Annotated in this window: 22 protein-coding genes and 1 tRNA gene; 11 read left to right on the top strand and 12 right to left on the bottom strand. The window is 42.0% G+C overall.

What is annotated here, in order from left to right; all coding sequences use genetic code 11:
• Window positions 1-24: 24 nt before the first annotated feature.
• The 8 genes from aroC to ACEN9X_RS27905 all read right to left on the bottom strand — a co-directional run bounded on the left by aroC (window position 25) and on the right by ACEN9X_RS27905 (window position 8,142).
• Window positions 25-1,119: a chorismate synthase gene (gene aroC, locus ACEN9X_RS27940; RefSeq protein WP_413668260.1), complete on the bottom strand. Its 1,095-nt coding sequence runs from the start codon at window positions 1,117-1,119 to the stop codon at window positions 25-27.
• Window positions 1,120-1,327: 208 nt separating this feature from the next.
• Window positions 1,328-2,641, bottom strand: coding sequence for a 3-phosphoshikimate 1-carboxyvinyltransferase (aroA, locus tag ACEN9X_RS27935; RefSeq protein WP_413668259.1), 1,314 nt, complete (start codon window positions 2,639-2,641; stop codon window positions 1,328-1,330).
• 7 nt (window positions 2,642-2,648) lie between these two features.
• Window positions 2,649-3,779 carry a chorismate mutase gene (locus ACEN9X_RS27930; protein ID WP_413668258.1) on the bottom strand — a complete coding sequence of 377 codons (1,131 nt, stop codon included), beginning with the start codon at window positions 3,777-3,779 and terminating at the stop codon, window positions 2,649-2,651.
• A gap of 98 nt (window positions 3,780-3,877) precedes the next feature.
• Complete coding sequence (locus ACEN9X_RS27925; protein ID WP_413668257.1) at window positions 3,878-4,786, bottom strand: prephenate dehydratase; 909 nt, start codon at window positions 4,784-4,786, stop codon at window positions 3,878-3,880.
• Between the two features lie 260 nt (window positions 4,787-5,046).
• Window positions 5,047-5,904, bottom strand: coding sequence for a hypothetical protein (locus tag ACEN9X_RS27920; RefSeq protein WP_413668256.1), 858 nt, complete (start codon window positions 5,902-5,904; stop codon window positions 5,047-5,049).
• A gap of 42 nt (window positions 5,905-5,946) precedes the next feature.
• Entirely contained in the window at window positions 5,947-6,873 is a 927-nt protein-coding gene (locus ACEN9X_RS27915) for a sterol desaturase family protein (protein WP_413668255.1), read from the bottom strand.
• 1 nt (window position 6,874) lies between these two features.
• Complete coding sequence (gene aroB, locus ACEN9X_RS27910) at window positions 6,875-7,933, bottom strand: 3-dehydroquinate synthase (protein ID WP_413668254.1); 1,059 nt, start codon at window positions 7,931-7,933, stop codon at window positions 6,875-6,877.
• Window positions 7,934-7,935: 2 nt separating this feature from the next.
• A complete protein-coding gene (locus tag ACEN9X_RS27905) occupies window positions 7,936-8,142 on the bottom strand; it encodes an RNA-binding S4 domain-containing protein (protein WP_091207471.1) in 207 nt (68 codons plus the stop codon).
• 58 nt (window positions 8,143-8,200) lie between these two features.
• On the opposite strand from ACEN9X_RS27905, the gene ACEN9X_RS27900 reads away from it, so the two are divergent.
• Entirely contained in the window at window positions 8,201-9,403 is a 1,203-nt protein-coding gene (locus ACEN9X_RS27900; RefSeq protein WP_413668253.1) for a proline dehydrogenase family protein, read from the top strand.
• Window positions 9,404-9,432: 29 nt separating this feature from the next.
• Here the strand turns inward: ACEN9X_RS27900 and ACEN9X_RS27895 are convergent, their stop codons facing one another.
• Entirely contained in the window at window positions 9,433-10,065 is a 633-nt protein-coding gene (locus ACEN9X_RS27895) for an HAD family hydrolase (protein ID WP_413668252.1), read from the bottom strand.
• Between the two features lie 64 nt (window positions 10,066-10,129).
• On the opposite strand from ACEN9X_RS27895, the gene ACEN9X_RS27890 reads away from it, so the two are divergent.
• A tRNA-Ile gene (locus ACEN9X_RS27890) sits at window positions 10,130-10,203 on the top strand.
• Between the two features lie 215 nt (window positions 10,204-10,418).
• Here ACEN9X_RS27890 and ACEN9X_RS27885 read toward each other — a convergent pair.
• The gene (locus tag ACEN9X_RS27885) at window positions 10,419-11,243 is read right to left on the bottom strand and encodes a hypothetical protein (RefSeq protein ID WP_413668251.1); all 825 of its coding nucleotides are present in this window, start codon (window positions 11,241-11,243) and stop codon (window positions 10,419-10,421) included.
• A gap of 375 nt (window positions 11,244-11,618) precedes the next feature.
• Between ACEN9X_RS27885 and ACEN9X_RS27880 the strand changes: the two genes are divergently transcribed.
• Window positions 11,619-12,149 carry a hypothetical protein gene (locus tag ACEN9X_RS27880; protein WP_413668250.1) on the top strand — a complete coding sequence of 177 codons (531 nt, stop codon included), beginning with the start codon at window positions 11,619-11,621 and terminating at the stop codon, window positions 12,147-12,149.
• 202 nt (window positions 12,150-12,351) lie between these two features.
• Here ACEN9X_RS27880 and ACEN9X_RS27875 read toward each other — a convergent pair whose 3' ends face one another.
• Together ACEN9X_RS27875 and ACEN9X_RS27870 are read right to left on the bottom strand one after the other, a co-directional pair.
• Window positions 12,352-13,035 carry a LytR/AlgR family response regulator transcription factor gene (locus ACEN9X_RS27875; RefSeq protein WP_413668249.1) on the bottom strand — a complete coding sequence of 228 codons (684 nt, stop codon included), beginning with the start codon at window positions 13,033-13,035 and terminating at the stop codon, window positions 12,352-12,354.
• Between the two features lie 9 nt (window positions 13,036-13,044).
• Window positions 13,045-14,487 (bottom strand): sensor histidine kinase, encoded by a 1,443-nt coding sequence (locus ACEN9X_RS27870; protein WP_413668248.1) that lies wholly within the window; start codon window positions 14,485-14,487, stop codon window positions 13,045-13,047.
• A 361-nt stretch (window positions 14,488-14,848) separates the two neighbouring features.
• Here ACEN9X_RS27870 and ACEN9X_RS27865 point away from each other — a divergent pair, with 361 nt between their 5' ends.
• The 8 genes from ACEN9X_RS27865 to ACEN9X_RS27830 all read left to right on the top strand — a co-directional run bounded on the left by ACEN9X_RS27865 (window position 14,849) and on the right by ACEN9X_RS27830 (window position 25,959).
• Window positions 14,849-18,505, top strand: a complete 3,657-nt coding sequence (locus ACEN9X_RS27865) for an ABC transporter permease (protein ID WP_413668247.1) — start codon at window positions 14,849-14,851, stop codon at window positions 18,503-18,505.
• 148 nt (window positions 18,506-18,653) lie between these two features.
• Window positions 18,654-19,034, top strand: a complete 381-nt coding sequence (locus tag ACEN9X_RS27860) for a DoxX family membrane protein (RefSeq protein ID WP_413668246.1) — start codon at window positions 18,654-18,656, stop codon at window positions 19,032-19,034.
• A gap of 55 nt (window positions 19,035-19,089) precedes the next feature.
• Window positions 19,090-19,410 carry an ArsR/SmtB family transcription factor gene (locus ACEN9X_RS27855; RefSeq protein WP_413668245.1) on the top strand — a complete coding sequence of 107 codons (321 nt, stop codon included), beginning with the start codon at window positions 19,090-19,092 and terminating at the stop codon, window positions 19,408-19,410.
• The gene (locus ACEN9X_RS27850; protein WP_413668244.1) at window positions 19,407-19,910 is read left to right on the top strand and encodes an SRPBCC family protein; all 504 of its coding nucleotides are present in this window, start codon (window positions 19,407-19,409) and stop codon (window positions 19,908-19,910) included. The genes ACEN9X_RS27855 and ACEN9X_RS27850 overlap by 4 nt, the downstream gene beginning before the upstream one ends.
• Before the next feature lies 1 nt (window position 19,911).
• Complete coding sequence (locus ACEN9X_RS27845; protein WP_413668243.1) at window positions 19,912-20,325, top strand: SRPBCC family protein; 414 nt, start codon at window positions 19,912-19,914, stop codon at window positions 20,323-20,325.
• 160 nt (window positions 20,326-20,485) lie between these two features.
• Window positions 20,486-21,544 (top strand): alpha/beta fold hydrolase, encoded by a 1,059-nt coding sequence (locus tag ACEN9X_RS27840; protein WP_413668242.1) that lies wholly within the window; start codon window positions 20,486-20,488, stop codon window positions 21,542-21,544.
• Between the two features lie 254 nt (window positions 21,545-21,798).
• A complete protein-coding gene (locus ACEN9X_RS27835) occupies window positions 21,799-24,138 on the top strand; it encodes a GH92 family glycosyl hydrolase (protein ID WP_413668241.1) in 2,340 nt (779 codons plus the stop codon).
• A 126-nt stretch (window positions 24,139-24,264) separates the two neighbouring features.
• Window positions 24,265-25,959, top strand: a complete 1,695-nt coding sequence (locus ACEN9X_RS27830; RefSeq protein ID WP_413668240.1) for an RICIN domain-containing protein — start codon at window positions 24,265-24,267, stop codon at window positions 25,957-25,959.
• Window positions 25,960-25,963 lie beyond the last annotated feature (4 nt).

The following is a 25,963-nucleotide window of genomic DNA, read 5'->3' as shown; positions in this document are numbered from 1 at the left end:
GCACATCTGCATATTTGCACATCATTAAATCAGCTTAGCGTTTCTGTTTCTGAGCCAGTGATCGGCTAAAACAAGTGCTGCCATAGCTTCAACAATAGGTACTGCACGCGGAACCACACAAGGGTCATGACGGCCTTTGCCCGAGATCTCGGCAGCGTTGCCCTCGCTATCAATTGTAGCCTGGTTTTTCATGATGGTAGCTACCGGTTTAAAAGCGACCTTAAATTCAATAGGCATACCATTGCTTATGCCACCCTGGATTCCGCCTGAAAAGTTGGTGATGGTTTGTATATCACCTAAATGTGATTTTACAAAAATGTCGTTGTGTTCAGATCCACGCATTTCACTGCCTTCAAAGCCAGAGCCAAACTCAAAACCGTGAACGGCGTTAATGCTTAGCATTGCTTTACCTAAATCTGCATGTAACTTATCAAACACTGGTTCACCAAGACCAACCGGGCAGTTTTTTACGTAACAGCTGATCTTACCACCAACGGTATCACCATCTTTACGTACGCTGTCAATAAACTCGATCATTTCTTCGGCTGTTGCCGGATCGGCGCAGCGTACAATGTTTTTTTCGCGTTCTTCAATAAACTCAAGCGGATCGCTAATGAATACATTGGGAGCATTGATTTTGCCTACACTGCTAACATGGGCAACAATTTCGATGCCCTGGGTTTTAAGCAATAGTTTTGCTAAAGCGCCTGCAGCAACGCGGGCAGCAGTTTCACGGGCTGATGAGCGGCCGCCGCCACGATGGTCACGGATACCGTATTTGGTTTGGTAAGTATAATCGGCATGTGAAGGGCGGAAAACATCCACGTTATGGCTGTAATCTTTTGAGCGCTGATCTTCATTGGGGATCAGCATAGCAATAGGGGTACCTGTGGTTTTACCTTCAAACGTGCCCGAAAGGATCTTTACCGTATCGCTTTCTTTACGTTGCGTGGTGATCTTTGACTGGCCTGGTTTGCGTTTATCCAGTTCGCCCTGTATATAATCAAGGTCAACCTGTAAACCTGCCGGGCATCCGTCAATAATTACGCCGATAGCTTCGCCATGTGATTCGCCAAAAGTGGTTATCCTGAATAATTGCCCGAATGAATTGCCTGCCATAGTTTTAGATATGAGATGTTAGATATGAGATATGAGAAAATCCTATCTGAATATCTTTAATTGGTTTATTTATATTATTGCCGTTGCTACAATCCAGACTTACGAAGTTTTTAAAACTTCGTAAGTCTTAACCTCGGTTGAGATTCTTAGCACCTCGCAACAACGTAGTTTTTGTATGCTTTTTGCGTTAGGCTTTCTGCCTTTTGCTTTAAGCTTCTACCTCTTCCACTTCAAACCCTTGCTTTTCGAGATCGTTCCAGAAAGCGGGATATGATTTTTCAACTACCGGTCCGTTCTCAAACTCCATTTGAGGAAGGATGAGGGCAAGCGGCGCAAAGGCCATCGCCATGCGGTGGTCGTGATAGGTGTTGATGAAGATATTCTCCGGGATGAATTTGCCGCTGCAATCAAGCGTATAAACCTCATCTTTTTCAATCAGCTTAACACCCATTTTGCCAAGCTCTGTTTGCAGTGCCAGGATGCGGTCGGTTTCCTTGATCTTCAACGTTTCCAAGCCGGTGAATGAAGCTTCATGATCAAGTGCTGCGCAAACAACAATTACAGTTTGTGCCAGATCGGGACATTCTTTCAGATCAAATTCGCGGCGCGAAATTGGTTTGTTCTCTTTCTTCAAATGAACACCGCCGTCCTTAAACTGCGAAGTGATACCAAAGTTAGCCATGATCTCGGTAATTACGCTATCACCCTGTAAGCTATAAGGTGTCAATCCTGTTAAAAACAGTTCGGCCTCATCAGCAAGAGCTGCAATGGCATACCAGTATGAGGCGGCGCTCCAGTCAGGTTCAACGTACAATGATGTTGTTGTAAATTCCTGGTTTGCAATTGCTATAACATTCTCTTCCCATGTATGCTTGATACCAGAAGTTTCCAGCATGGCCAAAGTCATTTCAACATAGGGGCGTGACGTTAACTCACCTTCAATATGTAGCTCTAAGCCTAAAGGCAGGGCAGGGGCAATAAGTAACAGCGCGGTAATGTACTGACTGCTAATATTGCCTTTTATGCTGATTTTGCCTGTTTGTTGCTTAAAACCACCTTTTAGTTTGATGGGAGGATAGCCGTCATTTTCCTCATAATCAATATTGGCGCCCAGCACACGCAATGCATCAACCAATATACCTATTGGCCGCTCTTTCATGCGTTTGCTACCAGTTAATATCACTTCATCTTCCTGAATAGCATAGTAAGCCGTCAAAAAGCGCATAGCCGTACCTGCAGGACCAATATCAACGATATCGGATTTGCAATTTTCGATTTCGGAATTAGAAGAAACATCGCCTGCCAAAATCTCTTGATTCTTGATTTTTGGCTCTTGATTCTTCCTTAAAACACCTGCCAGTAAAACAGCATCCGCAGCATCAGATACGTTTTCAACATGTACCTTGCCTCCGCTTATTGCTTCGATGATCAGGGCACGGTTGCACTCACTTTTTGAACCGGTGAGGTTAACCGTACCGTTAACGATCTTGTTGTTTCTTTTAAGAATGATGTTTTGCATCATTATCAAATTAAGCGTGTGTAAGTTTTTCTGCGGCCTGGCCCTGAGCGGCATCGGCGTTCATTACTTCTGTTTGCCTGCGGATAGATTCGTTGTGAACCAGTTCAAGCAATTTTTCGGTGAATTCGGCGCTTAATTTTAATGCTTTACCGTATGTGGTACGTTTTTGCAGGATCTCATCCCAACGGCCAACTTGCAAAATGGTGATGTTGTTATCTTTTTTGTACTGACCGATCTTTTCGGCAATCTGCATACGCTCAGCAATTTTTTGGATCACCAGGTCATCGATTTTGTCGATTTGGTTACGTAGCTCAGCCAGTTTATCGCTTACTTCAGCATTTTTAACTTCTGGTTTACGTAACGCTAAATGATCAATGATATCAGCAAGTGCGGCAGGAGTAACTTGTTGTTTAGCATCTGTCCATGCTACACTTGGATCGATGTGTGATTCGATCATTAAGCCTTGCATATCAAGGTCTAACGCTTTTTGTGAAATGTAGCCGATCAAATCACGGTTACCTGTAATGTGGCTTGGATCGTTGATGATAGGCAACTCAGGAGCTAATGTTTTTAAGCTGATAGCAACATCCCACATTGGTTCGTTACGGAAAGCAGATTTTTCGTAAGATGAGAAACCACGGTGAATTGCAGCTAATTTGGTAATACCTGCGTTATTGATACGCTCTAATGCACCAACCCATAATGAAAGATCAGGGTTTACAGGGTTTTTAACCATTACAGGAACGTCAACACCTTTTAAAGCATCAGCAATTTCCTGAACGGTGAACGGATTTGCAGTTGAACGTGCGCCAACCCAAAGGATATCAACGCCGGCTTTTAAAGCTTCTTCAACGTGTTTTGCAGTAGCAACTTCAACAGCGGTTGGTAAGCCGGTTTCTTCTTTGGCGCGTTTTAACCACTCCAAACCGATGCTGCCAATACCTTCAAACTCGCCCGGACGGGTACGTGGTTTCCAGATACCTGCACGCAATGCAGAGATTTTACCTGTTTGAGCTAATAAATGAGCTGTGGCTACTAATTGTTCTTCGGTTTCAGCGCTGCAAGGGCCTGAAATCACCAGAGGTTCCTTGCCTGTTTTAATCCAGGTGCTAAGCGGCTGTATGTTTAAATTTAGTTTCATCTTGTTTTTGTATTTATCCGGTGATGGCCGGGAATGTTAGTTAATAAATTTAATTATGTTAATTTTTTTTGGTTTCTGTTTGATCCGTGACATTCAACTTAAACGTTGCGCCTGATGTTGATATACTTGCGGATACTCCTTTCAGCACGGTGCGGTTTTGGGGTAGTGCCAGGTTCGTCGTCATGCCTTTCGTATTCGCCAAGAATATTGAAGTTATGGGTGTACTTCAGGATCTGCCTTATTGAAGTATCATATTGCTTTTGTTCATCCCATTCAACATCTACATAAAAATTGTACTCGTTACGTTTACCCAAAATCGGCATCGACTGAATTTTGCTCATATTTACACCTTCTTCGGCAAATATGTTAAGCACTTTAGCTAATGCACCAACTTTGTTACTCACCTGGAAACATAACGAAGCTTTGTTAGCCGGTTTCTTCTCAACATTGTCATGCTGGGTCATGATCAGGAAACGGGTGAAATTCCTTTTGTTTGATTCGATACGGCGTTCCAGCACGTCCAGACCATAAAGCTGGGCTGCCAGCGCATTGGCAACTGCAACGGTATCGGTCAATTGCTCATCCCTAATGCGTTTTGCGCAGGCGGCAGTATCACTACTTTCCACAATTTTAAGGTGCGGGTATTCGTCAAAAAAATCAACACACTGGCGCAGGGCAATAGGGTGGGAGGTCACATATTTAATGTCCTCAAACTTTACACCGGGCAAAGCCATCAGGTGCAGTTGGATAGGCAGATAAATTTCGCCAACCACCGGGAAGCCGTAATCAAGCAGCAAGGTATAGTTTGGCAGGATACTGCCCGCGATACTGTTTTCTATCGCCATTACTACGTAATCGGCTTCTCGTTTTTTTAAGCTTTCGAATGTTTGCTTAAAAGAGTTGCACTCAATGGTTTCGATGTTTTCGCCAAAGTACCTTATTGCAGCTTCCTCGTGAAAGGAAGCCCGAATACCCTGAATTGCAACTTTTGGTCTTTCTATTTTCATAAACCCTGTTAAAGCAAAAAGTCCCGGCTGTTGGGCCGGGACTTTTTGTGTTTTTTATATGTTTTGTTTAGTACATATTAGTCCCGGCTCTCACTGGTAAAGTAAAAGTAGTAACCAAAAAAGTATGCACCTGTTAATTTCATTTGTTGTTTTTTATTACGCCGTAAATGTACGGTAAAAAAAGAGTTTGTCAATAGAAAATTTTATTTTTTATAAAAAAAGAATAGTCAACCAAATTTAATTTGGGCAGATTGCCTTTTTTACCTTCTGCTGAAAGAGAAAAAACGTTGATTCGAGACAGTTTTGGGTGTTTTGGGGAATTTTTCGAGCAATGTCATTCCGTCAAGTAAATTAGCAGGTTGAATAAATTCTCCATTCTTAAACATTATTTTTACATTACTTACTGATCCTTTACTGCCAAGAGTGTAGGAAATCTCTTTAATATCTGCTTTATCGTATACTACGATATGCTCTTCGTCGTATCCATATGAAAATTGAGTTTTCCCCTTCGATATTTGTAAATATTGATGCCTTCCCTTCATCGTTGTTGCAGCAATATAGCCAATCAATATTCCTAAAGTCACGATCATAGTTAAAAATACACTCACAGGCATAGCTTTCTCTTTTCCAATAGCTGTAAAAAACAGTACACCGAAAAAAAATAACAAGTAAACTGAAATTACTAATCCAATTGCAAATACCCTGGCGGAGTTAAACCGGTATATAAAATCGTTGGTTATAAAGTGAGGCTTATTGCCAATATTAAAGAAGTGTTTTTCAAATAAACTTAAATTGAGCTTTTGATTAAAAAAATCTGCAACTAAATCGCAGGCTTCATCAACAGTTTTTGCATGATACTCATATAAATGATTATCCCTGTCGAGATAATAAGCACAAAATTTACCATTAAAGTAGAGCCCAAATTTAAGGTAGTTTAGGTCATCGTCCTGAATCGTAATTGATGGCCCGGTTAATTGGATATCTGTAAGTGCTCTTTCAGCATCCCAGGGAAAATCTTTTATAAACTGAATAGTTTCTTCTAAATCACGAGGCTGCTCATCAGAAAATTCACCCTTCTCGTAAGTGTTATGCTGAAGTTTAGATATTAATTGTAACATGGTTTAGCGCGACACAAAAGTGTCACGCCAAATATAATGTTGTTAAGCGGCAGTTTCGTGTTTTTTATGTACCTCTTCCATTTCTTTATATTCCCGTTGCAATACGCGTGCAGTTTGGGTGCTGCCATCATGGCTCCATCCAGGGGGGTGAATAAAGTACCCGATTTTTGATTTAAAATCAGGTGCATTTCTAACGTCATGCAGCAATGCTTTCCATTCATGAAATAAAACATTTACCGGTCCCATGTCTTCAGGTTGTTTGGTTAAGCCATATTTAACAGGCTCGGGCAAGTCTTCATCACGGAAGGTTCCAAATATCCTGTCCCAAATGATCAATACCATGCCCATGTTTTTGTCGAGATAAGGGATGTTTGATGCATGGTGTACACGGTGATGTGCGGGCGTTACAAAGATCCAGCCATACCATTTTGGCAACGGGATTTTATATTGCGTGTGTACCAGGTTACCGTAAAGCTGTGTTATTAAATATGCGTATAAAATGTCTAAAGCAGTAAAACCCATTACGGCCAGCGGTAAATAAAAGAATACCCTGTAAAGCGGTTCAAAAACTGTAGACCTAAAACCCGTTGTGAAATTGAAATGTTCGGACGAATGATGGGTAACATGCATAGCCCAAAACATGCGGCAATAATGGCCGGTGTAATGCAGTACCCAGTACAAAAAGTCCTGAACTATGACCAGTACAAACCAATACCAGAAAATGTTCCGGATTTCAAAAAGCCTGTAATGCTGATAAGTATAGTCGAGTATAAAAAATGTAAATACCTTAACGCAAAGGTTGGTGACTACGGCCAGCGAAGTAAGATAAATATTAGTGAGTGTGTCGCGCGTTTCATAATATTTGCGGTCTTCCCAATAGCTTAAGGCCATTTCAACCAGGGTTAAAACAACCAGTAAGCACATTAATACAAGAGCAGCCTGATTACGCGGATCTAAATGTTGTAACATTTTACAGGTTAATGTAATATCTCAAACTTTCACAAAGTTCGTCGGCAGTGCACACATTATCAATACTAAACTGGCCTATATGTGTCAATAAGGTGCAATTAATTTCGTCGCCCACGTTCTTTTTGTCTTTTTTCATGTTCAGTAACAGCTCATCAAAACTGTCCTCGTTAATGGTATATCCCGGGTAAAGATCGGTTAATACCGTTACAATTTCATGAAGTTCGTCTGAAGACAATCCTGCTTTTTTGTGGGCGAGGTATGATTCGCAGATCATGCCGATAGCTACGGCTTCACCGTGCGAAAGGCTGTCTTTGTCATGAAGTAATGAATATGTCTCGACAGCATGACCAATGGTGTGTCCAAAATTAAGCGCCTTGCGGATGCCTTTCTCGTGCGGATCTTCGATGGTAATTTCATTTTTGATCTCCACTGAACGATGTACCAATTCAACTGATGGGTTTTTAAGGTCGCTGTTTTTTAGCTTGTTCCAGTAGGCGGCATCAACAATTAAACCATGTTTAAGCATTTCGGCCAAACCTGAAAGGATCTGGCGCGGAGGCAGGCTTTGTAAAAACTCGTGTGCAACAAATACTGCTTTAGGCATGGTGAAAGTGCCAATAATGTTTTTGATGCCATCAACATCAATACCTGTTTTGCCGCCAACAGAGGCGTCAACCTGCGAAAGGAGAGTGGTGGGCACCTGCACAAAATCAATCCCTCTTTTATAAGTGGATGCAGCAAAGCCTCCCATATCTGTTATGACACCACCACCTAAATTGATCATCAGACTTTTGCGGTCGGCACCAAAATCAATCAGCATTTTCCAAACGCCTACGCAAAAGTCAATGTTTTTGCTTTCCTCACCCGAAGAGATCTCGATCAGGTCGTAATTATTGAAGCCGGTAAGTTTGCTTGTAAGTAAGGGCAGGCAATGCTCGCCTGTATTTTCGTCGGTTAAAATAAAAAATTTTGAATAGTTGCCTTTTTTGATAAAATCAACTAACTCATCAAGGCTATTATCAAAATAAACCGAGTAATTATCGCTTAAAATAGTGTTCATTATTATATTACTATAATTTTATTTCCATCGAACTCAACCGTATCTCCTCTTTTAACTTTAAGGCGTTTACGGTAATCAACTGCACCGTTATACTTCACGAGTCCCTCAGTTACAACTATTTGCGCTTCGCCGCCGGTTTGTACTAAGTTCGCAGCTTTGAGTAGCTGGATCATGGGGATAAAGTCCCCTTCTAACTTAAATTCGATCATGGGATGGCAAAAATAAACTATTCATGCAATTATGAGTTATCATTTTATAATTTTGCAGATGACCTCTTTTGAAACTAACAATAACCAAGGACGAAATACGCCCTCGTTCGAAAATACAGAAATAGCTTTTCGCCATTCATCCAACGCCGATCTGAACCGGGCATATTGGCTGTTCAGAATGATCAATGTCAACTTTTTAGTAAAGATAGGTCCGTCGGTTACCAACTTTGCTATGAAGATAGGCTTACCGATAAAAAGTATCATCAAAACTACCATATTTAAACATTTTTGTGGCGGTGAAACTATTGCCGAATGTGATTATACCATCAAAAACCTTTATAGTGGCAGGGTAGGTACTATTTTAGACTACTCGGTAGAAGGTGAAGAAGAAGAAACGGTATTTGATAATACCCGTGATGAGATCATCCGTACCATTGAACGTGCTGCAAAAGATAATGCTATTCCGCTTACCGTATTTAAAATAACAGGAGTAGGCCGTTTCGGTTTGCTTGAGAAGCTTGACGCGCGCCTTAAACTAAACGATGCTGAAGAGGAGGAGTGGAGAAGGGTACAAGCCAGGGTGCTGGCCATATGCGATAAGGCATATAAAAATAATGTACCGGTAATGATAGATGCAGAAGAGAGCTGGATCCAGGATACTATTGATCTTTTGGCGCTTACCATGATGACGCAGTTTAACAAGCAAAAGCCTATAGTATATAATACCTATCAAATGTACAGGCATGATAAATTGGCATCAATGTTAAATGATCATGAGATTGCCCAAAGCGAAGGGTTTATATTGGGTGCAAAGATTGTACGTGGTGCTTACATGGAAAAAGAACGTAGACGCGCCGAAGAAAAAGGTTACCCATCGCCAATTCAGCCTGATAAAAAATCGGCTGACCTTGATTATGATTCGGCGCTTGATTATTGCACAAGCCATATTGATCAAATAGCATTTATAGCAGGCACGCATAACGAAGAAAGTTGCCGCCTACTGGCCGAGTTACTGGATAATAAAGGTATCGATCACAAGCACCCGCATGTTTATTTCTCGCAATTACTGGGCATGAGCGATAACTTGAGCTTTAACCTGGCCGATGCTGATTATAATGTAGCCAAATATGTGCCTTACGGGCCGGTAAAAGCTGTACTGCCGTACTTGTTCCGTCGTGCACAGGAAAATACGGCCATAGCCGGTCAAATGAGTCGCGAATTGAGCTTGATTACAAAAGAAAGAAAGCGCCGAAGCGCTTAATTCATTGAGCTATTAAAAGAGCGCATTTATTAAATTAAATGCGCTCTTTTTGCAAAAGCCTGTATAGTATCGGGAGCCGTCATTAAAAAGGTTTGAATGCCCAGTTTTTTAGCAGCTTCCAAATGCTGCGGACTATCGTCAATAAATAGAGTCTCTTCCGGTTTCAGATCATTCTCCTTTAATACTTGTTCAAAGATGGCGCGTTCCGGCTTGCGCTTGCCGGTAAGGTGTGAGTAATATGTTTTTTCGAACAAATGATCATTCCCGTCGAAACCGAAATCGGTTTTAAGGTAGTTCATGATATAATCATAGTGGATTGCGTTGATATTACTCAACAAAAATGTGCGGTATTTATCTTTTAATTTGAGTAACAGATCATGGTTGCCATCGGCAATTCCAACTAAAATACTATTCCATGCAGCGTCGATTTGCACATCGCTGAGTGATGGATTGTTGGTTTTTTCCCTTACATACTCCCTGAATTGGTCTGCGGTAACCTCTCCGCGATCAAATTTATCAAAAATTTCATCCTGAGTTTTGTGTCCAAAAAATGTTTCAGGGTTGCTTATACCTAATTGATTCCATGCTTGTTGTACACTGGCGAAGCTAAGGCTGAAAATAACATTGCCATAATCAAAGATGATATTTTTAATATTTTCCATAAAAAGAGTTTGAGATATGGCCGCAAATATGTAAAATTGCACCCGCAAACAAAAACAAATAACCGCGCCTATAGCTCAGTCGGTTAGAGTAGAAGACTCATAATCTTTTGGTCCCTGGTTCGAGCCCAGGTGGGCGCACTGAAGGGCCTTTACGATATCGTAAAGGCCCTTTTTTTGTTTTGCAGCTTTTTACAAGCTACGTTTAAAGGAATTGAAGCCCATTCTGGTTCGAGCCATATAGGGTTCTGCACTGAAAGAGACTTTGAGATTTAATGTGCGCAAGAACCAGAGTGGAAAGGCTTTCCCCACCGTTTTTTTTGTGATTATTTTGCTCTTCATTTTACCCGATAAGGCTATTGGTTTTTCATTATTTTTTGCCATTGGTCTTGGGTTAGAATTTCTAAAAACTCATCGCGAAAGTGCCATGCAGATACATATCCAGCTGAGACAACAAAACTGATCACCCAAGTTGTTTTTGCCCTCCATAATTTAAATGCACAGATATCTGTTGCGGTTATAAATGGACTTGTTTTACCTAAATGTTGATGGGAAGATGCTTTTATCGGATCTTTACCGCCAGTTCCCAGGGGAATAAGATTGTTATGAAGCTTTGTTTCTTTAATTATATTATCGTCTTTGTCAAAGATAATCAGGTAATCATTTCCTAATAATACTTCATCCTGTAGGGTTTGAGCGGTAATGACATATACTCTTTTTGCCTCATTTTTTACAATAGGAACAAGATTTAAACTGGTATGCTCATAAAATTTAAAAAGCGTGTCGCCTAAAACAGCTTGTGCGGCTTTTGACCGTATGGTATAAAAGCCCTTTTCATCTTCGGTAAGTTTTCTTGTAGTTGTATCTATACTGTATTTAGACGAATCTAAGCCATAGTCGAATTTAACTGTGGCTAATGCTACTGGATCCTCATTTTTAGAAAAAAAGATAGTAGTAAGCCCTTTTGGGGTTTCATAAGAAAAATACCCGCCAGATAACAGCTTCTTCTCGCCGAATCTGGAGGTGAAAATTTGTGTACCATGCCCCGATGCCCATTCGGAACGATAAAGCATTTCCCCCTCTGCATAAATGCTATCAGCAATATGTCTGAGCGCATTTTGTTGTGCTGTTACGCTTTGCGCCAGTATAAATAGGGTAATTATTATAAACAGCTTTTTCATTAATGGGAAAAGGTTGGTAAATATTTTGTGAATATAAATAACCTTGTGGATTTTGTATACGTGGCGGTACCGATGTTACCCATTAGGGTATGGGGGCAACCCTTTAAGTTATTCCAGCCTTTCAGTTAAGTTTTTTATTTCCCGGCGTTCAGTTGCTAATCCTTTTGTACTTCCCGAAAGGGGATTTTAGCTAAGATGCATAGTGTCAGTATTTTATTTACAAAGTTTACATTTTTATTTACAATCCAAATTCCTTGTGCTGAAGGGCATCAAAGTAATTTTGCTACGCCCAACTTTAAGGGGCATGAAAAAAAGGGCTTAAAAGGCTTCTGTTATCAGGAGACAGTTCTATTTTAATTAAAACCTACAAAAAGTATGAAAAAAGGTATTTATGTGCTGATCTTACCGCTGGTTGTGGTAAGCGGAGTAGTATTTGCAAATCGTGAAATTAAAAATGATGCTTCTAAAAAGCCAACCTCAAAGCCCCTCTCTGCTGCTGAAAGGGGAGCTGCATTGAAAAAATGGGAGGCGAGCCCTGATGGTATAAAGTACAAAGAATGGGAAGCGTCTCCGGAAGGTAAAAAAGTGTATGCCGGCGCTGCTAAAATAAGGAAGTATATTAGGGATTATACCAATATGGAGGCTGTTGTAACCTCTCTTTCTCTTCCGCCAGGCTCATTATTAGGTTTCGGAGTGATGGCCAGGATTAATGGTGATGATTATATTCTTAGGTTTGACGATGAGCCTCAGCAGCTAAATAGCCTGAAAGTTAACGACAAAATAATTATAAAAAGCCATAGCATATCATATGCGCCCAAGTATGTATATCCAATAATATCGGGCGAATATGCAGAACGAGATAGTAAAACAATTTATAAGCATGCCCCCCGCAAAGGTGGTTGCTAAATACAAGTAAGTAAATTATGAAATATACACCCGTATATACTTTGTTCCTGATATTTTAAAGAAATTCATTATGGAGCGGCCGATCTGCAATGCCCGCTCTTTACATATGTAGATCGGGTTTTGTTTTTATCAACGCGGGTTAGAAACATCGACGGCGTGTTAGTGCATAAAATAAAATTAAGAGGTTACGCTTAACGCAGATCTATAACATTTGCATGCATTGAGCATAAGTTGCACCGATAGGAATGATGTGCTCATTGATGGTAACTTGTGTTTTATCAAATTTGCTAACCTTATCGCGTGCAACTATAAATGCCCGGTGAGTGCGGATGAATTTATTTGCAGGAAGCATGAGCTGCATATCCGTTATGGTGATCCGTGTACTTAGCGAAGTATCGTCTTGCAGGAAGATTTTGGCGTAGTTGCCGGCCGCTTCGATAAATAGGATGTCGTTAAGCTTTACTTTGATTTGTTCATAGCCGTCTTTGATGAAGATGGACTGATGCAGCTCGTCGGCCTGAGATTTGTTTCGCAAGTTATAGAGTTCGTATACTTTATTGCAGGCTTTCAGGAACCGTGGGAGGGAAAAGGGTTTCAGCAGATAATCGACCGCGTCCAGCTCGAAGCTTTGTACCGCATGTTCGGAATACGCTGTGGTAAAAATAACCATCGGTGCATTGTTAATACTGTTCAAAAAATCTATGCCGCTGATATCCGGCATTTTAATGTCCAGGAAAATCAGATCAGCTTTATTCTTCTGTAAATAACTTGCTGCTTCAAAGGCATTCGTAAAAGTTTCTCTTAACTCGATAAAAGGTACCATAGCTGCATGCGCTCTAACTACGTCGAGTGCTATGGGTTCATCATCAATGGCGATGGCTATCATACGTTAAAATTAGTGATTAGCGGCCAGTTGTATGGAGAGGTGAACGAAAAACTCCCTGGCATTTTCGCGCATCACCAGTTCATGACGGTTGGGATAGAGCAAATTGAGCCTTTGTTTTACGTTTTCCAGGCCAATGCCGCCCCGCTCTTTTTCAGGATCGTTGTCCTGGCGGCTGTGGATACTGTTATGAACATCAAAATAAACTGTTGTGCCTTCAACCTGCAGGGCTACCTTAATGTGTGAGGAGTTTTGCAGGCTGATACCATGTTTAAATGCGTTCTCCACAAATGGGATCAGCAACATTGGGGTGATGATTAGTGGCCCCTGATATTCTTCGATATCAGTTTCTATCACTATAGAGGGCGATGTAGCACTACGCAGTTTTTGAAGCAGGATATAATTCTTCAGGTATTCAATGTCGCGCGAAAGCGTAATGGTGTCTTTGATATTTTCCTCCAACATAAAGCGCATCATTTCGCCTAATTTTTGGATGCCTTCTCCAGTTCGCGCAGCCTGTTCCTGCAGTGCGGTGCCGTACAGCGTATTCAAAGCGTTAAACAAAAAGTGAGGGTTGATCTGCGACTTTAAAAAATTGAGATTGGCATCTGATTGCCCAAGTTCAGTTTTCAACATCTTAATTTCTTCCTGATTCTTCATATTGCGCCGCCTGTAGGTACTGAGCGCAAGGGGCATTACTAATAACAGTTGCGTAAAAAAGTTTAGGACCACCAGAAATTGAGTATTGTTATCGTCCCCGGTATCAATGATCATTACCGCGTTGGCCATGGGTCTTACCAACACATGGTTAGCGCCCTTAAATGATAAACTGATTAAAAATACTGCTATGCAAGACAGCGGAATAAATACCAACATGCGGAGGAAATAATAAAAGATATTCCTGTTTCCTGATTTAAGAGTGGGCAAAACCACATGTACAGCGTACAAGTATAGGGAGATGGCGACAGGTACTACAAAGAGCACATAAAACCGCATCATTAGTGGGGTAGAGAGGTAAAGCAGCCCTACGGTAATCAGGATCCAGGATGCGGTAAGCAGGGTTGCCTCACTGTAAAGAGCACTATCGCTGTTTTGCCGGTTACGGTTGAAATAAATGTACAGGAGCTTGAGGGCGAGCAAGGCTGTAAAATAAATATTGATGATCCCAACCAGGTAACCAAGCGCCATGAAAACGAGCAGGAACAGGGACCCCTGCAGGGGCGCTTTGCTTTCGCTTTCAAAAGCCGGCGCCATATAAAAGCAAAGTAAAAGATATATTGTAAAGGTTATCAGGTAACTGAACAACACCGGCATCAGTGTTTCCGAGCTTAATTGATTTTGATGTCCCAGATCCAGTATAGATATCAATACCGCTGCAACTATAAAACCGGTTGCTATCCAAAACTCTATCCGGACGGCATCATCCTTAAATTTTAAATTGAATTGTTTTAACATGGCCTTTAGTGAAATAAGATTTATGTCTTTCTATTACAATGGTACAAAGCCTGGTTTTCTTCTGAAAGTAAAATGTGATGAACAATTTGAAAAATGTGATGGACAGGAGTTTTAGACAAATTCAGACATGATTATAAGTGACGAGAATCATTCAAATTCAGTGCATGCGTTTCACTAACTTCCATTATTTACCTCTCTTGATTGTGTAACAAAAAGGGTAATGCACACCAAACCCGAAATTGACTCAAATCGGTACAACCAAATGTTCGTTTTTATTACAATGATTTCTGTTTGTTAAGTCTTGACTGTTGTATATTAGTGAGTTATAAAATTGGAATAGCCTTTGAACTAATATTGCAACTTGGCCGCATACACCTTCCATATCACCCTCTATGATCTTGCGTTTTTGGCTGCGATATTTATCGGCCTTACGCTTAGCCTGCTGTTATGGTTTACCAAAAACATTAACATCACTGCAAACCGTTTTCTTGCCCTTGCTGTGCTAACCATTGTTTTATGGATGGCCTGTGTGTTGGGGGAAAATATCGGCTTGGGTGCCTACTTTCAGTATTGGAGCTGGTTACCGCTTCAATTTTCGTTGGCACTGGGCCCGCTCATCTATTTTTACGTACTTAAGATAACCCGGCCCGCTTACATATTGAGTGGTAGGGATTTGCTGCACTTTATCCCTTTGTTGCTGCAACAGGGCGTTTTTGTATTGGAGATTTGGCAAAGTACCAGCATTGGCGCGGCAACTTTTTATACACCTATTTTTCGGCAAATGGGCCCGGTATTGAATATAGCCGCGTTCATTTCTACGATTGCTTACCTGTATATTTCTTTCAGGCTGATTGAAAACTATTACCGGCAGTTAAAATTCAATAATATAAATGACCGCTATCGCAACCAAATGCGCTGGCTGAGCCGATTGATCAGGGCTTTTAGCCTTTTATGGTTATTATGGCTGCCATATACTGCTGTAGATTATTTTTATTTCCATTACCGTTTAGGTATTGACACTTACTACCCCTTGTATTTGCTGTTAGCCGGAATGATGATTTGGATAGCGGCGACAGTTCATTCAAAACCGGGAACCCCAGTTATGTTGCAGGCCTCTCCGGTTTTCAAAACACCGGTTTCGGCAGAGCTCAGGCAAAAAGGAGCCTGGCTTAGGAAGGCTACAGAGGCCAACAGGTACTATCGGGATGCAGAGCTGAATTTGACCTCACTTGCAGAAAAACTTGGGATTACTGTTCATGAGCTATCCCGGATTATCAATGGGGCACTAAAAAAAAATTTTAACGATTTTATTAATGAATATCGCGTTGCAGATGTAATCCGGAAAATGCAGGACCCTGCTTTCGCCAATTTAACCCTGCTCGGCATTGCATTGGAGTGTGGGTTTAATTCAAAATCAACCTTTAATCGCATTTTTAAACAAATGACAGGCAAAAGCCCTGCGGAATATAAAAACGGCCCCAAAAAAGAGTTCCCAAGTTATAACTTAAGACGACATACGCAGTTTGCAGGGATAATTTCGAAGCATGAAGCCACAACCATGTGGTCTTCCACGAAATTAAACCATAGCTATATGTTTAAAAATTATTTTAAAATCGCGTGGCGTAATATCACCCGTCACCAAAGTTATTCGGCCATTAATGTAGCCGGTCTTGCAGTGGGCGTTGCGGCCTGTTTGCTCATATTTGTAGTTGTTCAATATGAGTTGAGCTTTGATACATATCAACCCGGTTATGAAAGTACCTATCGCATCGTAACAAAAAAGGAGAGGGAAGGTAATATCAGGTATAGTTCCGGGATTTCAACACCTGCTTTAGACGCTTTTCGCCTTTATTTTCCGCACGCTGTTGTTACAGGCATCAATGCCGTTTACGGAAGCCAGATTTTGGCGCCGGCGGCTAATGGTAACCCGGCAGGCGATAAAAAGTTTGTTGAGAACACCGGTATCATGTTTGCCGAGCCCCAGCTTTTTGATATTTTTCAGGCAACCTGGCTCGTCGGCGGTGCATCGGCTTTAAAAGACCCCAATACGGTGGTAATAGATAAGAGCAGTGCCATAAAATATTTTGGCAGTTGGCAATCGGCGTTAGGGAAAATGCTTCGCATGGATAACCTGCTGACGCTGAGGGTTGCAGGTGTGATAGAGGATGTGCCGCCAAATACCGACCTGCCATTTAAAGTACTTATTTCGTACATCACCTGGAAGCAGAATGCAAAAAGCTATCATTATTCATATACCTGGGATGAAACCAGCAGTGACTGGCAGGTATATATAAAATTTCCTGCGAATGTATTGCAAAGCACCGTAGAAAGTCAAATGCTCAGTTTTTCCCAAAAACAATTTAATAACAATCAACGTACTGCCAGGAAAAGATTTGCTGTAGCACAACCCTTATCAACAATCCACTTTGATACCAGCTTTGGCGGTACATTAGGCGATCACGTAACCAGCAGGGCCACGCTGCGCACCCTGTCGCTGATCGCTGTACTGATCATCATTATGGCATCCATCAACTTTATTAATCTTTCTACTGCTCAATCCGTTGGTCGCTCCAAAGAGGTGGGTATCCGCAAAGTACTGGGCAGTAGCCGTGGGCAATTAATAGGTCTGGTAATGTGCGAGACGGCCATTATCGTATTGTTTTCCGCGGGGCTTGCGATATGTGTGGCCGAAATTGCATTGCCATTACTCAAACATATCGCCAGCGTTCCGGATAGCATTGGTCTGTTCAATCCTGGTACATTGCTTTGCCTGGCTTACGTAATAATTGTCGTGATCCTGCTTTCGGGGATATACCCGGCAATTATCGTATCCGGGTTTAAACCTGTTCAGGCGCTCAAAAACAAAATTAATTCTGCCGCGGTCGGCGGTATATCGCTCCGCCGTGCGCTGGTAATTACCCAGTTTGCTATTTCTCAACTACTGATTATCGGAACGGCTATCGCTATTAAGCAAATGGATTTTGTAAACAGTGCCGACCTTGGATTTAATAAAGAAGCCATATTGGCTGTACCATGCCCTGCCGATAGCGTTGGTTTATCACGATTGAACAGCTTTAAACAGCAAGTGCTGGTATTGCCGGGTGTAAAAGCAGCCAGTTTTTCGGCTGATGCACCATCGTCATCGCATAACAATTCAAGCAATTTCTATTTTAATCATTCAGAAAAAGATCCGGGCTTTGATATCTTCATGAAAATAGCCGATGCAGACTATTTCAAAACGTTTGGTCTCAGGTTTATAGCAGGCAGAGGTTATGCTCCCAGTGATACCGCACGCGAACTGGTGATTAATGAAAACATGGTACACAAACTCGGTATTAAAAACGCCAACGATGTTTTGGGTAAAACCCTTACTTTCGACAGTTACGGAAACCTGCCTATAGTAGGTGTTGTTGCCGACTTCAAAACAAATTCCATGCGTGAGGAGATTAAGCCGCTGGTGATGTATCCCTCAAAACAATCGGAGCAGCAGATAGCGATAAAAATTGAAGGCCGAAACCTTGCAAAAACGGCAGCATTGGTACAAAGTGCCTGGGAAAAAAAGTATCCCGAATATGCTTACACCGGCTTTTTTGTTGACGATAGTATTGCCAAATTTTATGAACAGGAGAATCAGCTCGAACTGATTTATAAAGTATTTGCGCTTATCGCGATTTTTATCTCCTGCCTTGGCTTGTACGGCCTGGTATCATTTATGGCTGTGCAGCGTACCCGGGAGGTGGGCATACGGAAGATTTTAGGCGCATCAACAGGCAGCATCGTATATCTGTTTTCGAAGGAGTTTTTAGTGCTCATCGTAGTGGCATTCGTTATTGGGGCGCCTCTTGCATGGTACCTGATGAATGGTTGGCTGCAAACTTTCGCTTATCGTATTTCGCCGGGTGTCTGGGTTTTTGTTGCCGCCATTATAACTTCTCTCCTGATAGGTTGGTTCACCGTAGGTTATAAGGCCCTAAGAGCAGCGTTGGCAAATCCTGTTGATAGTTTACGGAGTGAATGATTGGCTTTTTCCCCGGCCGTCAAACATTTTTAACGGCCTGAATTTAATGATGCTACTATTCTGAGTTTTTTCAAAATAAATTTGCGAAACTGATTGGTTGCGTATATATTTGCAACCAATCAGTTTCTTATTATTAAATAAACCAATCATGAAAAATAAAATCCTCTTTGTTTTATGCCTGTTAACCGGGCTGATGTTCATTAACGCCGGCCTGAATAAATTCCTGAATTATATGCCGATGCCCAAGGATATGCCTCAAAATATGGTGAAAGTAATGCAGGCATATATGGAAATAGGATGGATTATGCCGTTGGTAGGCGTCGCGGAAATCGTCGGTGGCTTGCTGCTGATCTTCGGAAGAACAAGGGCACTTGGTGCTGTTGTGCTCGTTCCTGTTTTAACGGGGATCCTGTTAGCCAATATCAGTATGGCCCCATCAGGTTTACCTATTGCATTGGTATTGACCGCAATTGTTGTTTGGGTAATCATTGATAATTGGGAAAAGTACCTACCCATGATCAGGAAATAATTTTTTTGTTAAAACACCGGTTAACCAAATTTAACCGGTATGTAAAAGCTACCTCATGAGAAGGGACATTTTTCAGGCTGTTGCCGATCCTACACGGAGGGCTATTATTGCCTTAATTGCATTACAGGCCATGACGCCCAATGCTATAGCCGAACATTTTGATACTACCCGGCAGGCGATTTCAAAGCACCTGAAGGTTTTAACCGAATGTGAACTGGTAAAACAGGAGCATCAGGGTCGGGAGATTTATTATCTATTGGAGATTGACAAAATGAAAGAAATAGACAAATGGCTGGAGCAATTCCGCAAGATTTGGGAAACCCGGTTTGTGCAACTCGATAATCTTTTAGCAACCTTAAAAAAGACACATAAATGAAAAACAACCTTTATTTCGACTTCATTGCCGACAAGTTAAAAAATACGCTGACCATTAAGCGTGAGTTTTTGGCTGACAGACCGCTGGTTTGGGACTGTTATACTAAAAGTGAATTGCTCGACCAATGGTTTGCACCTGCACCTTTAACCACTAAAACAAAATCGATGGATTTTAGTGAGGGTGGTCACTGGCACTATGCCATGGTTGAACCCAATGGTACAGAGTACTGGGGTTTAACAGAATATGTTAAAATACAGCCAATTGATTATTATACAGCATTAGATGCTTTTAGTAATGCGGATGGAGAAATTAATAAAGACTTGCCACGTGCCGAGTGGTTGGTGAACTTTACCGATAAAGGAGAAAACGCTTTGGTGGAAACCATTGTTACCTATAAATCGCTTTCGGATTTGGAAACGGTTATCCAGATGGGTATGGAACAAGGCATGATGGCAACCCTCGAAAAATTGGACCAATTATTACTAACCTTAAAAAAATAAAATGAGCAACAAGATCACGGTTATCGCTACGGTAAAAGCCGGTGTAAAAAAAGTTTGGGATTATTATACCAATCCTGAGCATATTACAAAATGGAATTTTGCCGATCCTTCATGGCAATGCCCTTCTGCATCAAATGACATGCGGGTAGGGGGCAAGTATTCGGCAAGGATGGAGGCTAAAGACGGAAGTTTCGGTTTTGATTTCGAAGCAACGTATGATGAAGTTGTCGATGGCGAAAATTTTACCTACACCATGCCAAACGGCAGGCAGGCCTCCGTTGCTTTCAAAGCACATGGCAATCAAACTGAGGTTGAAGTGACGTTCGACCCGGAAGACCAAAATCCACTTGAAATGCAAAAAAACGGCTGGCAGGCTATATTGAACAACTTCAAAAAATATACCGAAGAAAACTAATGAAAAGCTCACCAGGCTTTTTATAAGTTCGTGAGAGCTATGCAACAAGAAGGCCTGATACGGAATGTATCAGGCCTTCTTGTTTGCTATTTCATGTCAGTATTGTTACACGAGGTACACTGGCCGTTTCATAAATTGTACTGGTCAATTATTTTGTATTATGTTGTTTAAAATCAAAGTGCTCTGCTTTAGCATTGTCTTGTCGTTATGTTCAATGCTTTCATTTGCGCAGCAAATAAATTATCCACCTGTTGCCAGGGTAGCAGCTGATTTTAAAAAGCTGCTGGAAAGGCCCCGTGTGCCGTTAAGTCCTTCTTTCACGATAGTTAAAACAGATTCGGTTATTATAGAACATGGTTTTATTTACAGCGAAAAGGATGAACGGGTACCTATCCTGATTTACAAACCGGTTACCGGCACAAAACCGTATCCGGCTGTAATTTTTTTGCATGGCACCGGCGGTAAAAAAGAAGATAACAGAAAGATGCTGTACCAATTGGTTAAAAGAGGAATCATGGGTGTGGCTATTGATGCCCGCTTTCACGGCGAACGCATTGCCGGAGGGGCGCATGGATCAAAGGAATATGTAGCCGCGGTTGCAGCTGCCTGGGAAAATATGGATCAGGCCCATCAAACCCATCCATTTTTGTTTGATACAGCTTTTGATTTGTGGAGGGTAACCGATTACCTGGTAAGCAGGCCCGACATTGACGCCAACCGGCTTGGAATGGGCGGTATATCTATGGGCGGGATGGAAACATGGCTTGCGGCATCGGTAGACAAGCGGATAAAAGCAATTGTACTGGATATTGCGGTGCAAAGCTTCAAATGGTCATTGGATAATGATAAATGGCAGGGACGGGCAGGCACTATCCGGGAGGCTCATCTGCAGGCTGCCAAAGATCTTGGCGATTCGGTTTTAAATAAGTGTAATGTACAAGCCGTATGGGATAAACTATTACCAGGTATCACCGGTGAGTTCGACTGTCCGTCGATGCTGCGATTGATAGCGCCGCGCGCCATGCTGATTTTGGGTACAGAAAATGACCCTAATTGTCCGCTGCCCGGAGCAAATATAGCTTACGCTTCGGCCATACAAGCATATAGATCGAAAGGGACAACCAATAAGATTATGCGCGATGTAACACCAAAGCTATTTCATACCTCTACACCCGCACATTTTGAAATGACGCTGGACTGGTTTACCAGGTGGCTGTAGTTATAGTATTGTAATTGTTAGCATGAGTAATGAACCCTTTTTTATTCCAAAAAATAAAAATCAACAAAAATTTGCTAAATCGATTTTATTACATAATTTGGTTGCGTAATAACCAATTAACAAATACCGGTCACGTTTTTTAACTCTGAAGCTTTATCTGTCATAAAAAACTTACGTTAAATAAAGTTTTTTCCCGATAATAAATCACAGTTTCGGCCTTCCAGATCTTAAACAACGATACTGGTACTACTATTATGAACGCAACTACGTTTCCAGTATTAAAAAAATATTTAATAACCGTATTTACCGCGGGTTTGTCACTTGGTTCAGCAACATTGCTGAAGGCTCAAAGTGCGGCGTCGTACGTTAATCCGTTTATAGGTGCCAGCACCAGTGCCGATGGGGCAGGCGTTTATCATGGTTTAGGTAAAACTTTTCCGGGGGCAGCTACACCTTATGGTCTGGTGCAGCTTAGTCCTAATACTATAACCGGCGGTGATAACGGTTCCGGTTACAGTTATGAGCATAAAAGCATTGAAGGTTTTGCTTTCACCCAAATGAGCGGCATTGGCTGGTATGGCGATTTAGGAAACTTTTTGGTAATGCCGACAACGGGCACGCTAAAAACAAGTGCCGGTAAAATAGGTACTACCGGATTGGGATACCGTTCGGCTTATGATAAAAGCAGTGAAAAAGCATCTGCAGGTTATTATAGTGTGCAGTTAACCGATAATAATATCAAAGCCGAGGCTACAGCCGCTCCTCACAGCGGTATGCTGCGCTTTACTTTTCCTCAAAATAAACAATCACGTATCCAGGTAGATCTGGCCCGGAGGGTAGGTGGAACTTCAACACTGCAATATGTTAAAGTAGTTGATGATCATACCATTGAGGGCTTTATGAAATGTACGCCGGATGGCGGTGGTTGGGGCAATGGTGATGGCAAGGCCGATTATGCAGTATATTTCTATGCACAATTTAACAAACCACTAAAAAACTACGGCGTTTGGAGTGCCGATATCCCCGACGACTGGAGCCGTAAGCTGGATGATGTAACCAGCGATAAATACCAGGAACGCGTAGCTAAGGCCGAAATATTGAAAGGCGTGAAAGAAAAGCAAGGCAAGCATCTTGGCTTTTATACCGAATTTGCAACTAAGGCCAATGAACAGGTATTGCTTAAATCAGGTATTTCATTTGTGAGCATAGCGGGTGCCAAAGCCAATTTACAAGCCGAAATTAAAGATTGGAATTTCGACGCAGTACATCAAAAAACTATTAACCTGTGGAATAGCGCCTTATCAAAAGTAAGTATCCAGGGTGGTACCGCTGAGCAAAAGACGGTGTTTTATACAGCTCTCTATCACACCGTGATCGATCCGCGTATTGTTAGCGATGTTACCGGGCAATATATGGGCGGCGATGGCAAGGTTCATCATACTACAACATTTAAAAAGCGTACTATTTTTAGTGGCTGGGATGTTTTCAGGAGTCAGATGCCTTTACAAACCATTATTAATCCTTCGCTGGTTAACGACCTGGTTAATTCGCTGGTGACACTTGCTAACGAAAAAAATAAAGATTACCTGGAACGCTGGGAGTTATTAAATGCTTATAGCGGTTGTATGCTTGGCAACCCGGCGGTAGCTGTTATGGCCGATGCGTATGCCAAAGGAATTCGCAACTATAATATCCCCGATGCTTATAAATTAGCGGTGAGTACCGTTGAAAAATTTGGTAACGGCGATAAAGGCTTTACTCCTGGCGGCGGTGGCATAAGTTATACGCTTGAGTACGCCTATAACGATTGGTGCGTTGCACAGCTTGCAAAAGCGCTTAATAAAACACAAGATGTGAAAAAATATGGCGAAAGGGGAGAAGCCTTTAAAAACATCTTTGACGCGGATAAAGGTTGGTTCCGCCCAAAAGATAGTACCGGTAACTGGCTGCCATGGCCTGCAGAAGGACGTATTAAACAGTGGTATGGCTGTGTGGAGAGTAATCCTTATCAGCAGGGCTGGTTTGTACCGCAGGATGTTAACGGAATGGCCAAGCTGATGGGCGGGCGCGAGAAAGTAATAACCGACCTGAATAATCTTTTTGAAAAAACACCTGATAACATGATGTGGAACGATTACTACAATCATTCCAACGAGCCTGTACACCATGTTCCATTTTTATACAATCGACTGGGCGCTCCGTGGCTTACCCAGAAATGGACCCGCGAGATCTGCCGCCGGGCTTATAAAAACTCGGTAGAAGGCCTGGTTGGTAATGAAGATGTAGGACAAATGTCGGCATGGTATGTGTTGGCTGCCAGTGGTTTGCATCCTGTTTGTCCGGGTGATACCAGGCAAGAGATCACCAGTCCGGTATTCAATAAAGTAACCTTGAGGCTCGACCCAAAGTATGCAAAGGGTAAAATGTTTACCATTATCGCCAATAATAATTCGGCAAAAAACATTTACATACAGGGGGCAAAGCTTAATGGCAAAACCTATAACAAATGCTATATCGATTATAAGGATATCGCTGCAGGCGGCACGCTTGAGTTAAGCATGGGCGCAGCGCCGAATAAAAACTGGGGAATCTGATAATTTAAGAAAAAAAGAAAGGTAAGGGGGGTGATTTTTTATGTTTAATTGCTAAATCGATTTTATAAATAATTGATTTTACAACACTAACCAAACATCAAACCAAATTATAAACCAAACCAAATTATGAAAACAAACCTTTTTACCTGTGCTTTTGCGGCTATGGTCTTGCTGGCATCATGCAGCAAACAGGCTGCCGTTAAGTACCCCAAGCCCTTTGTTCGTACTGATTCAATTCAATTGGCCAGCGGATCGCCGGTAAGTTCTTACGGTACTTTTTTTATCACCAATGTTTTGAGCGGAAAAGTTATTGAAATCAATAGCAGCGGCATGCTTAATGACGGTACCGGCGCGCAGCAAAATCAATACTCAGGAAGCGGTACTGCCACAGCGCCTAATCAAAAATGGATAATTGTACAGCAAGGCAGTGGTGCTATAACCAGTACCACTAAGTTCAAGATCATGAATGTTGCCAGTGGCAAGTATCTGGAGGTACCCCTGGCAACAACTAATCCGGGTACAGGATTATGGCAGGATAAGGCTAATACCAATAACGCCCAGCAATGGTATATTCAATCTGTAAGCACCGGTGTATATAAAATTATTAATGTAGGTAATGGCCTGGCTGTTACCAATCACGGTTCATCTACCACTAATGGCACTCCTATAACGCAGGAGACTTTTGTAGCCGGTAATACGGCACAAACCTGGCTGCTTAACGGGCTTGCGGCTGAGGCTTACCGCGATGATGATGTGGTGAACTTTTTTCACCGTACCAATGGCACCGTGGCCTTTGACGAGGGAAAAAGTATCCCGCTTACCTACGGTGCCAATAACGGAAAAGTGCTTTGGATAACCGAAGATGCCTATGAGTCATCGCAACTTCAAAGCAACGGACAGTTATATTGCCAGTTTTTTAAATATCATAATTCGGCCTTGTTGCAGCCGGCCAGCCACAGTTGGGACCAATCTCTAACACCCAATATCACTACCAATAACTCGCCGGTTAACAGTATGGAGATCATCGAAAGCCCCGGCGATCATAATTCAACTTACCGCTGGCCTGGAGCCGGTATTGAGGCAGGCAACCATGTTTACTTATACACATTTGAATCGGCCAACGGATCTACGCCCGAAAACCAGGTACTTTATGATCTTACGCAAAATACAGCAGGACTAAATTGGGGCACAGCGGCCCGTATCACACCTGCGGGCATGTCAGGACAAACAGAAACAGGTTTTTCAAACGGCATGGTTAAAAACGTAAGCAATGATTCTGTATATGTTTACGGAAGCAAGAGCGTGTACTTCAATACATCTAACGTGTTCCTCGCCCGTTTTCCTGTAAGTAATCCTGCTAACTGGTTGTTTTGGACGGGCTCTTCATGGTCGTCAACCCGTACAACTGCCTCAGCTGCAGCTATAACTGTGGGTGCTGGCAATACTACTCAGCAAAATGTGATCATCTCAAAAGTGAATAACAAATACGTGATGATGCAGATGGATCTGGGCTATTTTTGCGACCCGGCAAGTCATAACATTTATATCTCGACAGCCGATAGCCCGAAAGGGCCTTTCACTGCGCCTAAAATGATTTTCACCATTAATGATGTTTATCAGGGGCATTTGGCTAAGTATTATACTCCGGCCATTCACCCGGAATTTGTTAACGGACATAATGAGCTGCTTGTTACCTATTGCCTAAATTATAATGGTGACGGTGGCAGTTGCAGTACAACCACCTGCGTAAACAATAACCAGGATCCTAACTTTTACCAGGTAAAAGCGGTGAGGATTCCGTATAGTTTAGTGGGCCTATAGTTTG

Source organism: Mucilaginibacter sp. Mucisp86 (genome assembly GCF_047324315.1).
Lineage (GTDB): Bacteria > Bacteroidota > Bacteroidia > Sphingobacteriales > Sphingobacteriaceae > Mucilaginibacter.
The sequence above is the reverse complement of the archived record's forward strand: the minus strand, read 5'-3'. Positions and strand labels throughout refer to the sequence as shown.

Excerpts from the sequence above, each read along its gene's own strand:
- ACEN9X_RS27905 (WP_091207471.1), bottom strand. The coding sequence starts at position 8,142 with ATGATCGAATTTAAGTTAGAAGGGGACTTTATCCCCATGATCCAGCTA.
- ACEN9X_RS27830 (WP_413668240.1), top strand. The coding sequence starts at position 24,265 with ATGAAAACAAACCTTTTTACCTGTGCTTTTGCGGCTATGGTCTTGCTG.
- ACEN9X_RS27915 (WP_413668255.1), bottom strand. The coding sequence starts at position 6,873 with ATGTTACAACATTTAGATCCGCGTAATCAGGCTGCTCTTGTATTAATG.
- ACEN9X_RS27880 (WP_413668250.1), top strand. The coding sequence starts at position 11,619 with ATGAAAAAAGGTATTTATGTGCTGATCTTACCGCTGGTTGTGGTAAGC.
- ACEN9X_RS27840 (WP_413668242.1), top strand. The coding sequence starts at position 20,486 with ATGTTGTTTAAAATCAAAGTGCTCTGCTTTAGCATTGTCTTGTCGTTA.
- ACEN9X_RS27930 (WP_413668258.1), bottom strand. The coding sequence starts at position 3,779 with ATGAAACTAAATTTAAACATACAGCCGCTTAGCACCTGGATTAAAACA.
- ACEN9X_RS27860 (WP_413668246.1), top strand. The coding sequence starts at position 18,654 with ATGAAAAATAAAATCCTCTTTGTTTTATGCCTGTTAACCGGGCTGATG.
- ACEN9X_RS27835 (WP_413668241.1), top strand. The coding sequence starts at position 21,799 with ATGAACGCAACTACGTTTCCAGTATTAAAAAAATATTTAATAACCGTA.
- ACEN9X_RS27845 (WP_413668243.1), top strand. The coding sequence starts at position 19,912 with ATGAGCAACAAGATCACGGTTATCGCTACGGTAAAAGCCGGTGTAAAA.
- aroC (WP_413668260.1), bottom strand. The coding sequence starts at position 1,119 with ATGGCAGGCAATTCATTCGGGCAATTATTCAGGATAACCACTTTTGGC.
- ACEN9X_RS27870 (WP_413668248.1), bottom strand. The coding sequence starts at position 14,487 with ATGTTAAAACAATTCAATTTAAAATTTAAGGATGATGCCGTCCGGATA.
- ACEN9X_RS27855 (WP_413668245.1), top strand. The coding sequence starts at position 19,090 with ATGAGAAGGGACATTTTTCAGGCTGTTGCCGATCCTACACGGAGGGCT.
- ACEN9X_RS27920 (WP_413668256.1), bottom strand. The coding sequence starts at position 5,904 with ATGTTACAATTAATATCTAAACTTCAGCATAACACTTACGAGAAGGGT.
- ACEN9X_RS27850 (WP_413668244.1), top strand. The coding sequence starts at position 19,407 with ATGAAAAACAACCTTTATTTCGACTTCATTGCCGACAAGTTAAAAAAT.
- aroA (WP_413668259.1), bottom strand. The coding sequence starts at position 2,641 with ATGATGCAAAACATCATTCTTAAAAGAAACAACAAGATCGTTAACGGT.
- ACEN9X_RS27895 (WP_413668252.1), bottom strand. The coding sequence starts at position 10,065 with ATGGAAAATATTAAAAATATCATCTTTGATTATGGCAATGTTATTTTC.
- ACEN9X_RS27885 (WP_413668251.1), bottom strand. The coding sequence starts at position 11,243 with ATGAAAAAGCTGTTTATAATAATTACCCTATTTATACTGGCGCAAAGC.
- aroB (WP_413668254.1), bottom strand. The coding sequence starts at position 7,933 with ATGAACACTATTTTAAGCGATAATTACTCGGTTTATTTTGATAATAGC.
- ACEN9X_RS27875 (WP_413668249.1), bottom strand. The coding sequence starts at position 13,035 with ATGATAGCCATCGCCATTGATGATGAACCCATAGCACTCGACGTAGTT.
- ACEN9X_RS27925 (WP_413668257.1), bottom strand. The coding sequence starts at position 4,786 with ATGAAAATAGAAAGACCAAAAGTTGCAATTCAGGGTATTCGGGCTTCC.
- ACEN9X_RS27900 (WP_413668253.1), top strand. The coding sequence starts at position 8,201 with ATGACCTCTTTTGAAACTAACAATAACCAAGGACGAAATACGCCCTCG.